9 protein-coding genes are annotated in these 9,960 nt (G+C 59.5%); all 9 read right to left on the bottom strand.

Annotated elements, in window-relative coordinates; genetic code table 11:
• Positions 1 to 241 (bottom strand): hypothetical protein (locus AC6FTP_RS23420; protein WP_497209327.1); only part of this gene is annotated, 241 nt, incomplete at its 3' end.
• 36 nt (positions 242 to 277) lie between these two features.
• Complete coding sequence (locus tag AC6FTP_RS23425) at positions 278 to 505, bottom strand: helix-turn-helix domain-containing protein (RefSeq protein WP_497209328.1); 228 nt, start codon at positions 503 to 505, stop codon at positions 278 to 280.
• A 121-nt stretch (positions 506 to 626) separates the two neighbouring features.
• Positions 627 to 875, bottom strand: a complete 249-nt coding sequence (locus AC6FTP_RS23430; RefSeq protein WP_497209329.1) for a helix-turn-helix domain-containing protein — start codon at positions 873 to 875, stop codon at positions 627 to 629.
• 264 nt (positions 876 to 1,139) lie between these two features.
• Entirely contained in the window at positions 1,140 to 2,453 is a 1,314-nt protein-coding gene (locus AC6FTP_RS23435; RefSeq protein WP_497209330.1) for a hypothetical protein, read from the bottom strand.
• Between the two features lie 7 nt (positions 2,454 to 2,460).
• Positions 2,461 to 3,723, bottom strand: a complete 1,263-nt coding sequence (locus AC6FTP_RS23440) for a hypothetical protein (RefSeq protein ID WP_497209335.1) — start codon at positions 3,721 to 3,723, stop codon at positions 2,461 to 2,463.
• A gap of 50 nt (positions 3,724 to 3,773) precedes the next feature.
• Complete coding sequence (locus AC6FTP_RS23445) at positions 3,774 to 5,147, bottom strand: DUF1552 domain-containing protein (RefSeq protein WP_497209331.1); 1,374 nt, start codon at positions 5,145 to 5,147, stop codon at positions 3,774 to 3,776.
• 42 nt (positions 5,148 to 5,189) lie between these two features.
• Positions 5,190 to 5,564, bottom strand: coding sequence for a four helix bundle protein (locus AC6FTP_RS23450; protein WP_497209332.1), 375 nt, complete (start codon positions 5,562 to 5,564; stop codon positions 5,190 to 5,192).
• Between the two features lie 114 nt (positions 5,565 to 5,678).
• Positions 5,679 to 8,132, bottom strand: coding sequence for a DUF1592 domain-containing protein (locus AC6FTP_RS23455; protein WP_497209333.1), 2,454 nt, complete (start codon positions 8,130 to 8,132; stop codon positions 5,679 to 5,681).
• Between the two features lie 136 nt (positions 8,133 to 8,268).
• Positions 8,269 to 9,423, bottom strand: coding sequence for a sialidase family protein (locus AC6FTP_RS23460; RefSeq protein WP_497209334.1), 1,155 nt, complete (start codon positions 9,421 to 9,423; stop codon positions 8,269 to 8,271).
• Between the last annotated feature and the right edge of the window lie 537 nt (positions 9,424 to 9,960).

Raw genomic sequence — 9,960 nt, forward strand, 5'->3', positions numbered from 1 at the left:
ACATGTGAGGCGAACGGTCAGAGGTGCAAGCCTCCTCAAAAAGCCAAATCTCGGACCTCGCAAATGAAGCCAATGCTTCTTCAAGTTGCCCCATCGCCTGCTTTAGCCCCACCAAGTCTTCGCCTGCACCGGTGACAGATCCGATCTCGCTGCGCATGTAACCGAAATTGATCCGCAGCCATAAAAGCGGCTTCTGCCAATTCATGCTATGCCTGTAGATCCGGTCAATCGTGTCATTCATGGTGTCCTAGGAGAGTGAGGCTCAATCGGTTTGCAATCAATCCTCAAACCACCGCTTCACGGCCTCAGGGCTGAAGCGCACCAGATGACCCAGTTTGCGAAAAGGCAGCCCCATCTGCTCGCGCAGAGTGGTGACATGGCGGACGCTGCATCGCGCATAGCGAGCAACGTCATCAATGGTCCAGAGGCAGGGTTCAGACTGAATTGTGGACTGAGGATCAGGAGATGGTGGTGGAGTATCAGAGTGAGTTTGAGATGGGCTCATATCACAACAAATAACCTGGCCAAATCTTGGCGCGAGTCACCCTTTGAGGTTTCGAGGGTGCATAAGAACGTTGATACTTTGGAGGTGCGTTCCGTTGCTCGGACGGAATGACGTCTATTGTTCAATCCTCAAACCAACGCTTCACAGCCTCAGCATTAAACCTGACCAAGCGTCCGGCCTTGCGGAAAGGCAGCCCTTGGTTTCGCAGATTGCTGACATGTCGAGTGCTACAGCGTGCATAGTCTGCCACATCCCGAACAGTCCAGAGGACCGGTCCGTTTTGAATTGGAGCGTTAGCGGCAGCAGGGGTTTCAGAGGGATTTGGGGTTGCGTTCATCGCCATGATTAGCGTGTCAACCAGTGGGTGCATGTCATCACCATTAGCTTCCCCACAAAGCACCTTGTTGCGCAACGAGCACTGCTGCACCTCTGGGCACCCTCACCATTCTTTGAGAGGAGTGGAGATTCGTGTCATGACAAGTTGTGACAACCAACCTTCCAATTCATTCCATGACGAGCACGATGCCAAAACCCAAAAGTAGAACGATGGCCTGTAAAATGGAAGAGGCTGGCAGTATGGTGAACCATGATTTCCCGCCCCATATCCATTGCCAATCGAAGCTTCGGCGAAACTTCAATACTTCTGAAAAATAGCGGGCGTGGGGAAGCGTTCTTCGAGGCTGTCGTTGAGGTATTCTTCGCGGGGGACTTGGGCTTGGGGCCAGCTCGCGGGGCGGACGCGGACGATGCGGGTGGGGCGGATGCCTTCGATGATGAGATCGGTCTCGAAGCGGATCTGGATGCCGCTGCTGCCGAGCGGGGCTTCACCGGGGAGTTTGATGACATCTTGAATGGGGCCTTTCGACGCCATGTGGGCGGGGCCATAGGCACCGTGGGTGTGCTTCAAGGTGTTGGCGACGGGATTCATGAGGGCGGGGCTGCCTTTGGTGAAGTCGGCGTAGAGCGATGGGTCCATGCCGCCGAAGAGGGTGGCGGTGATGGTGGCGCGGCCAAACTTGCCGTATTCGACGTTGTCGATCCATGCAGCCATCCAGCGGCTGCGGATGAAGGCTTTGTGGGTTTCGGTTTGGTTGTGGGCGGCGCGTTGAGTTGCGGTGTCGTCGAGCCAAATGTCGGAGATGTGAAAGCGGGTGAAGATGCCATCGGCCGTGGGTTTCCAGGTGATGCCGAGGAGGACGGACTGGCCGTTGAGCGCTTTTTTTCCTTCCGCAGGCCATGCGCCTTCGGCGATGAGTTCCTCGATGCTGAGGCATTCGCGACCACGCCAGATGCGAGTAGCGGCATCGAAGGTCATCGGTTCTTCGGTGGCCTTGGCGTCGCCGCCTTTCTTTGGCTCGAGGGTGGCGATGATCATGCCTGCGTGGTTTTTGATCTCCACTTCCTTGAGTTTCCAGACGAGTCCTTCGCGCTGGCAGTGGCTGGGTTCGTCTTCGAGCAGGAGCACATGATTCTCCGCGGGGAAGATGCCTGCGCCGCGATTGTGATTGGCGTCCTGCTTACCGCTATCGATTGGCAAAACCGGGACAGAAGAGGTCTTCGGGTCCGGCGGGAGGAAAGCGTGGACATGCATCACGGTGCCGAGCGGGATGTCACGAAGATCGGCGGGGGCGCCGTGATAACGCACGACGCCATACGGCAGCATGGCGAAGGGATGCGGATCGTTGCGGAAGAACATGCCCGATCCCTGCACGCGGATGCTGCCACGACGGTTCGCATGATCGACGAAGATGAGTTCGCCACGGTAGGTGTGCGCTTTTTCCAAAGGGGGAAACTTTCCGGCTTCGGGGCGAAAAACGTCGGTTCCTGGTTCTTGGTTCTTGGTGCTTGGTTCTGCGCTGGCGGCGTTTGCCAGGATGACGAATGAGCACGCGAGGGCCACGGTTTTGGCAACGAAGAATGAGGAACGAAGAACAAAGAACGGTTTCATAAGTGGATCAGTATTTCGGGAAGATGGCGGGAGTGGGGAAGCGTTCGTCGATGCTGCCTTGGCCGATGTATTCCTCGCGGGGCATGTGCAGATCGGGCCAGCTTGTGGGGCGGATTTTGACGATGCGGGTGGGGCGCATGCCTTCGGTGATGAGATCGGTCTCGAAGCGAATCTGGATGCCGCTGCTGCCGAGTGGGACGTTTCCGGGTGTGTTGATGACGTCGAGAAGTTTGCCACGTGCCGCCATCTGCGTGGGGCCGGCGGTGCCGCCTTCGGTGTGTTTCAGGGTGTTCTCGACGCCGTTCATCAGGGCGGCGCTGCCTTTGCTGAACTCGGCGTAAAGCGACGCGTCCATGCCGCCGAACAAGGTCGCGGTGATGGTGGCGCGGCCGAACTTGCCATACTCGACGGCGTCGATCCACGCGGGCAGCCAACGGCTGCGCACGAAGGCCTTGTGGGTTTCGGTTTGATGCTGCGCGGCGTTTTGCATCGCGGCGTCATCCAGCCAGATGTCGGAGATGTGGAAGCGGGTGAACACACCGGCGGGCGTCGGCTTCCAGGTGAGGCCGAGCATGACGGATTGGCCGCTGAGGGCTTTTTTGCCTTCGGCGGGCCACGCACCTTCAGCGATCAGGTGCTCGATGCGGAGATACTCGCGACCACGCCAGATGCGGGTGGCGGCATCGAAGGTCAGCGTTTCCGCGGAGGCCTTGCCGCTGCTGCCTTGCTTCGGCTCGCGAGTGGCGGTGATGGTTCCCTCATGATTTTTGATCTCCACCTCTTTGAGCTTCCACACGAGGCCCTCGCGCAGGCAGTGGCTGGGTTCGTCTTCGAGGAGAATGACATGATTTTCGGCAGGTGCCACGCCGAGGTTTCCGTGGCTGGTCTTGGTGCGGTTGTTCACCGGCAAAACAGGCACGGCGGAGGTTTTTGGGTCAGGTGGAAGAAACGCTCGCACATGCAGCAGGGTGCCGAGCGGGATGTCGCGCAGATCCGCCGGTGCACCGTGATGCCTGACGATGCCGTAGGGCAGCAGGGCAAACGGACTCGGCGACGTGAAACGGAAGATGCCCTTGGATTCAATGCGAAGGCTGCCCCGGCGGTTCACGTGATCAACGAAGACAAGTTCGCCACGGTAGGCGTGCGCTTTTTCCAGCGGCGGGAACTTGCCGGCTTCGGGGCGGAAGGGTTCTGTCCCTTGTTCTTGGTTCTTTGTTCCTGGTTCTTCGTTGGCGGCGCTTGCATGAACGAAGACCGAACAAGCAAGCACTGCCAACCAAGGGCAAACCAAGAACCAAGAACGAGGAACCAAGAACATGGTCATAGCGCGATGACCTTGTTGCTGTCGCCAAACTGATCCGTCTCCACACCCATGCGTTGGGCCATGAGGAGGAGGAGGTTGCTCATGTGGGCGTCGGAGTTCACGGGGCGGCTGCAGACTTGGTAGTGGGCGGTGGTGAGGCCGCCGTCGGGGCCGAAGGTGTAACCTTGGAAGTCTTTGGCGGATTTGTTGAAGTCGAGGTGCGTGCCGTGCTTCAGACCGAGGTCGGAGCCGCCGGCGAGGACGAGCGGGAGATTCGCGTTGCCGTGGCTGTGGCCGTAGGACATGCCGCTGCCGAAGAGAGCCATCGTGGAGCCGAGGAGGGGCTTGCCGCTGAGGTCTTTGGTCTCTGAGAGGCGGGTGAGGAAGTAGCCGAACTGCTCGATGGCGAAGGTGTCGTAGTTCGTGAGCTTTTCCATGTAGCCCGCATCACCGCCGTGATGGCTGAGCTGATGACGCGACTCGGTGATGCCGATCTCGGGAATGGAGATGGCATCGCCCTCGCCGCCGAGGCTGAAGGTGGCCACGCGGGTCACATCGGTCTGAAAGGCGAGCACCATGAGGTCATAGACGGTGCGGAAATAATCGCCCGCCTTGGTGGCGGCGATGTCGCGGTTCGTGCGGTTGCGGTCGGCCTCGGAGATGGAGGGCAACGGTGTGTCGAGCCACGCATCGGCCCGACGCGTGCGGATCTCCGCCTCACGGACGGAGGTGAGGTATTGCTCCATGCGGCCTTTGTCCTCGGAGCCCATCTTTTTCTCGAGCTGACGCACTTCGGCGAGGTTAGCATCAAGCACGCTGCCTTTGCGGCGCAAGGCGCGGCGCTGGACCATTTTGCCGCCTTTCGGTTCTTCGAAGAGCGAGGCGAAAATCTCACTGCAACGACGCATCGCAGGCAGTCGCACACCATCGGCGGTCCACGCGAGCGAATCCTGCGTGATGGCGACTTCCATTGAGGGATAACGCGTGTGTGGCGCGGTCACCTCGGCCATCTTTTGGTCCACCGAGATCGTGTTGCGATCCGAAGGCCCCAGCTTGCCACCCGTGAGCCAAACGGAGATGCAATTGTGATGATGACTCAGCGCTCCCGGATGATGCAGCCCGCTGATCGGCGTGATGACCTCGCGATGCTTCTCCAAAGGCTTCAACGAGCGAGAGAACTCATAGCCTCGACCTTCTTTGGTGATCTGGTAGTTCAGCGAGTGAACGCCATTCGCGAGGTAGATGAACGCGCTGCGCTTCGGCGTGGCGGTGGCGCTTTCTGCGGCGCGGAGCGGCACCATGCACTCGAGCATCGGCAATGAAATGAAACTGCCGAGCGCCTTGAGCGCATGGCGGCGATTGAGGAGCCAGGATTGGGTTTGGATGTTCATGAAAGTTCCTTGTTCTTGGTTCTTTGGTCTTGGTTGAAGGGCTCAGCGGGGATTCGGGGTGTTGAGGAGGTAACGGATGAATCCGCCGACTTTGGCGTGGGTGAGGGCGGCTTGATTGTAGATGGCATCGAACTCCTCCGGGGTGATGTAGGACTGATCCAAAGCGATGTAGAGCAGGCTCTGAACCTCCGAACATGAACGCTGGGAGTAGCGCAGAAACTTGACGAACTCAGCATTACTCCCCCCGTCGAATCCTTCAGCGATGTTGTGCATGGCTGAACCTGATGCACGGGTGATCTGGTCCCGAAGCCCGAAGTCCTTCGCAAACATTCCGCGCATGGCCACGGCATAGACTTGCCGCGTTAGCTCCCTCGCTAACTGCCAACCTTCAATGTCTTCAAAGCGGGTTATTTTCATGTTCTTTGTTCTTGGTGCTTAGTTCTTTGTTCCTAGTTCTTGGTTTAGGCGCTTGGTTCGGGGTTTTGGCTTCCTGCTTGGCAACAAGGAACCAAGAACAAGGAACCAAGAACTTCATCGCTTCCTTATCAGTTCCGACATCGCTACCGCACGCACGATGTCCTTGATTCGGTAGTCACTCTTCTTCGCTTCGTTCGCGATGGCCTGGAGATCATCTTGGTCGTCGAAGGCGAGGGCGCGGCGGAGGGCGTAGGTGCAGAGGTGGTCGATGAAGGCGCGGGCGAGCTTGTCGCGGTCTTCGAGGAGACGTTGTTTGAACTCAGTGGCGTCTTTGAAGGCGCGACCGTCGGGCATCAGGCCGGAGGAATCGATGACGGGGTCGCTGCCGACTCCTGCGGGCACTTTCTCGTGGGTGCGCCATTGGCCAACGGCATCGTAGTTATCCCAGGCGAGGCCGAGGGGGTCGATCTTCGCATGGCAGGCGGCGCAGTTGGCGTCGTTGCGGTGCGCTTCGATCTTTTGGCGCAGCGTGGCTTTGGGGCTTTGCGGCGTCGGGGGCTCGATGGCGGGGACGTTCGCGGGCGGCGGGGGGGGGGGCTTGCCGAGCACGACCTCGCTGAGCCACACGCCGCGATGCACGGGACGATGCCGCGTGCCGTCCGAAGTGAGTCCGAGCACCGCGCCCATCGTGAGCAGGCCGCCGCGACGGTTCTCAGGCTTCAGCGACACACGCTGGAAGCCGTCAGACTTCGGCTCCGGCAGGCCGTAGAAATCGCAGAGCCGCGCATTGGCGATGGTCCAGTCGGATTCGACGAAGCCATCGATGGGCATGTTTTTGCTGAACAGCTCGCGGAAGAACTCCACCGGCTCGTTGCGCATGCTTTCCTCCAGCCACGCGTCGTAGGTGGGGTAGAGCTTCTTGTCCGGCGGGAACATGCCTACGCGGTGCAGTTGCAGCCACTGCCGTGCGAAGTCGTCGATGAAGCGGCTGGCTTTGCTGTCCGCGAGCATGCGATCCACCTCTTTCTTCAAGCCTTCGCCATTCAGCGTGCTGCTTTTGGCCGCCGCGAAGAGCGCGTCATCCGGCATCGAACTCCACAGGAAATACGAGAGCCGCGAGGCGAGTTCCGAGTCGGTGAGACGCTCGCGAGCCACGGTATCGCCCTCGACGAGGTAGATGAAGTGCCGCGAGGTCAACACGCCCTGCAAAGCGACGCGATACGCGTCTGCCAGCTTCTCGCCCGCCTCGCGCTCCGTGCGGTAGGATTGCAAATACTGCTCTAGCTCCTCTTTTTTCACCGACCGACGCCACGCACGCTCGGCAAAGCGTTGCAGATGTTCCGCGACCACCTCTGGCGTGGCATCATCCGGCGGCACGAGGCCCACGCGGTGTGACTTTTCCGTCTCCGACACCACCGGGCCTTCCCACTCGATCCAATCGAGCAGCACCGTGGAGAAGACGCCGTTGCCCTTGTCATCAAACATCTGCGGCGCGTTCGGGTTTAAGAGCAGCGTCTCGCTGCTATGCGTGAAAATATAGCCGCTGCGGCTGCCGAGCGCATTGCGGAAGGCCGCGCCTTGCCGGCGATCTACGACGTCCGTGGCCACGACGCAGAACTCCAGCGTCATGGGCATTTCCAGGAACACCTCAAACTCATACACCTGCGGCTTGTCCTCCGGTGCCGTGAGATCGAACTCGATGAGTCCATCCACGGTCTCTTCGCCGGTCTTCTTGCCGATGCTCAGGTGTGCCGGTTGACCACCAAGCGGACGAATCCCGCTGGCCTGGATGCGCACTTTGTAGAGTCCACTGTGCTCCGGCCCCGTCTTGCCGAACCAATTGGTCGAGAGCGCGTTTTGCACCGTGCCGGGGAAAAGAAGATAACGCAGCGGCCGCTTGATGCCGAAGCGATCCAGCGCCGCCTGCTGCGCCTTTCCGTCGCCGTAGCGCAGATCCACCGCCGTCTTCCGCACCTTGCGAGCCTCCCCCGCCGTCGTGGGAAACGCCCGATCCAGCACCAACTCCGCCGCGCGGTAGTAGCGATCCACATGCGACGGCGATAGCGACAGCTCCGACCCGATGCGCTCAAAGCCATGCCACAGCGTGTCCTCGTTCAGCTCGCCCGGTTTGGCCGGATCATAGCGCACGCCGAGCAGGTCATAGACCGTGTTTTGATACTCCTTCCGGCTCAGGCGGTAATGCGCCACCGCTGGCCGCGCCGCCATGCGAGCCGCACGGCCTTCTTTGATGCGTGCATCGAGACTCGTCACAAACGCCGCCATCTCCGCCTGCGAAGGCTGTTTCTCCTTCTTCGGCGGCATCTCACCCGAGTTCACCTGCTCCATCATCTCCGCCCAATGATGCGTGTCCGCCCCCAGCTTAAAATCCCGCGAGAGCTGGTCGATCCGCAAATCGCCCTTCTCCTTCTCCGGCCCATGGCAGCGGAGGCAATGGGTTTCGAGAAAGGCATCAAAGGGCTCTGCAGCGTGAACGGCGCCAGCAAGGACAAGGCTGGCGAAAGGCGCAGCTGTGAAGAAAGTTTGAAACCGGAGGCAGAAAGACATCATGGGGGATTAGAATACGCCGAGGCAGTGCCAGACTTAGCAGTCTGCCGCCCTCAAAATAATGGGGGCGGTTCAGGATTCGTGGACATGACAGTCAGCCGAATCCTGCGGGCATTCCGGCTTCGATTTCGGGGCACAGCTAGTGCGTGACCCATTCGAGATTGAAGCGGGCGCAGTCGATGGAGGTGTCGGCTTCATACAAACAGAGCACTGTGCCATCCGGCAGCACGGCGAGGTCCGAGTAGGCGGCTTTGCCGGGATCGAGCACTTTGTTCACGGGCCAGGTCTTGCCATAGTCGCGGCTGAGCTTGATGCAGAGATTCTCGCGCTTGCCGCGTCCAGCGGGGACGGGTTTGCCTTCCTTGTCGAGCCCGAGCGTGTGTGGACAGGAAAAAATCAATGTCCCCGGCTTGGATGGATGCGCGACGATGCTCGCCATGCAGATCGGTTCCCAGAGTTGCTCATGAAACACCGGTTTGCTCCACCCCGTGGCTCCATCAGCGCTGGTCGTGACGATCTTGCGGCTCGCTGCCGACACACTGCGCGAAATGAGCATCACTCGACCATCCGACAGCTCGGTGATCATCGTCTCATTCGGATTGCCGAGTTCGCCCTCGTTCGGCAGGCAGAGATCGCCGGCCTTCCAGGTCTTGCCGTGGTCGTCGCTGAAGATCGTCGCAGCAGCGGAGGGCTTGTGATCGCCCTCCTTGCCATACGCCAACCAGATCGGCACCACGAGGCGTCCGCTTTTCATCTGAATGCCATGCCCGGGGCCTGTGGCGATGACCTTCCAGTCGTAGTGCTTCCGAAACGGCTCAAAAGTCGCCGTGATCTCTGCCGGCTGGCTCCACGTCGCGCCGTCGTCTGTGCTGCGCATGGAGAAGCAGCGGGCGTAGTTGATGCAGTAAAGCATCTCGACGGCCCCCGTCTCGCGATCCACGATGGCGACGGGATTGTTCACCGTCTGCTCACGCTCGCCGCCATCTTTTTTCTTGTGCGGATTGCCCTCGATGCGCGTGCCGCTGTGGCCGATTTGCTTCGGCTCCTGCCACGTCTTCCCACCATCGGTCGAGCGACGCAGATGCACCTCGATCTCGCCCCAGTCCGCGCTGCTGTTCCGCCGCGCCTCGCTGTAAGCCAGCACCGTGCCCTTCGTCGTGACCACGATGCCAGGAATGCGATACCGCGCGATGCCGTTCATGCCGGGCGGGAAGACAGCGGACTTTTCCAGAAGTGGTTCGGCGGCGTGTAGTTCACCGAGGCAGAAAGCGAGCAAGAGGAAGAGCCTTTTCATGATTGGGTATGGATAATCTTTCATCGTAGATTCGAGTGGCAATCGAATGGGTAGGGAGGTTTGGCTTCGATTGCCAATGGAGATGGATCGGGCAATCGTGGTTCTCTATAGTGCCGCGCTGTTCCACTTCACTAGGGCTTGTTCTACTTACGGTTTTTGGCATCGTGCTCGTCATGGAATGAATAGGAAGGTTGGTTGTCACAACTTGTCATAACATAAACCTGCATTCCTCTCAAAGAATGGTGAGGGTGCCCAGAGGTGCAGCAGTGCTCGTTGCGCAACAAAGTGCTTTGTGTGGAAGCTAATGGTGATGACATGCACCCACTGGTTGACACGCTAATCATGTCGATGAACGCAACCGCCAATCCCACTGAAACCTCTGCTGCCGCTAACTCTTCTACCCAAAACGGACCGGTCCTCTGGACTGTTCGGGATGTGGCAGACTATGCACGCTGTAGCACTCGACATGTCAGCAATCTACGAAACCAAGGTCTGCCTTTCCGCAAGGCTGGTCGCTTAGTAAGATTCAGTCCTGAG

This window comes from Prosthecobacter sp. (genome assembly GCF_044378005.1).
GTDB lineage: Bacteria > Verrucomicrobiota > Verrucomicrobiia > Verrucomicrobiales > Verrucomicrobiaceae > Prosthecobacter.

Bases quoted from the DNA above. Each gene is read 5' to 3' on its own strand.
- AC6FTP_RS23435 (WP_497209330.1), bottom strand. From the start codon at position 2,453: ATGAAACCGTTCTTTGTTCTTCGTTCCTCATTCTTCGTTGCCAAAACC.
- AC6FTP_RS23460 (WP_497209334.1), bottom strand. From the start codon at position 9,423: ATGAAAAGGCTCTTCCTCTTGCTCGCTTTCTGCCTCGGTGAACTACAC.
- AC6FTP_RS23425 (WP_497209328.1), bottom strand. From the start codon at position 505: ATGAGCCCATCTCAAACTCACTCTGATACTCCACCACCATCTCCTGAT.
- AC6FTP_RS23450 (WP_497209332.1), bottom strand. From the start codon at position 5,564: ATGAAAATAACCCGCTTTGAAGACATTGAAGGTTGGCAGTTAGCGAGG.
- AC6FTP_RS23455 (WP_497209333.1), bottom strand. From the start codon at position 8,132: ATGATGTCTTTCTGCCTCCGGTTTCAAACTTTCTTCACAGCTGCGCCT.
- AC6FTP_RS23430 (WP_497209329.1), bottom strand. From the start codon at position 875: ATGCACCCACTGGTTGACACGCTAATCATGGCGATGAACGCAACCCCA.
- AC6FTP_RS23445 (WP_497209331.1), bottom strand. From the start codon at position 5,147: ATGAACATCCAAACCCAATCCTGGCTCCTCAATCGCCGCCATGCGCTC.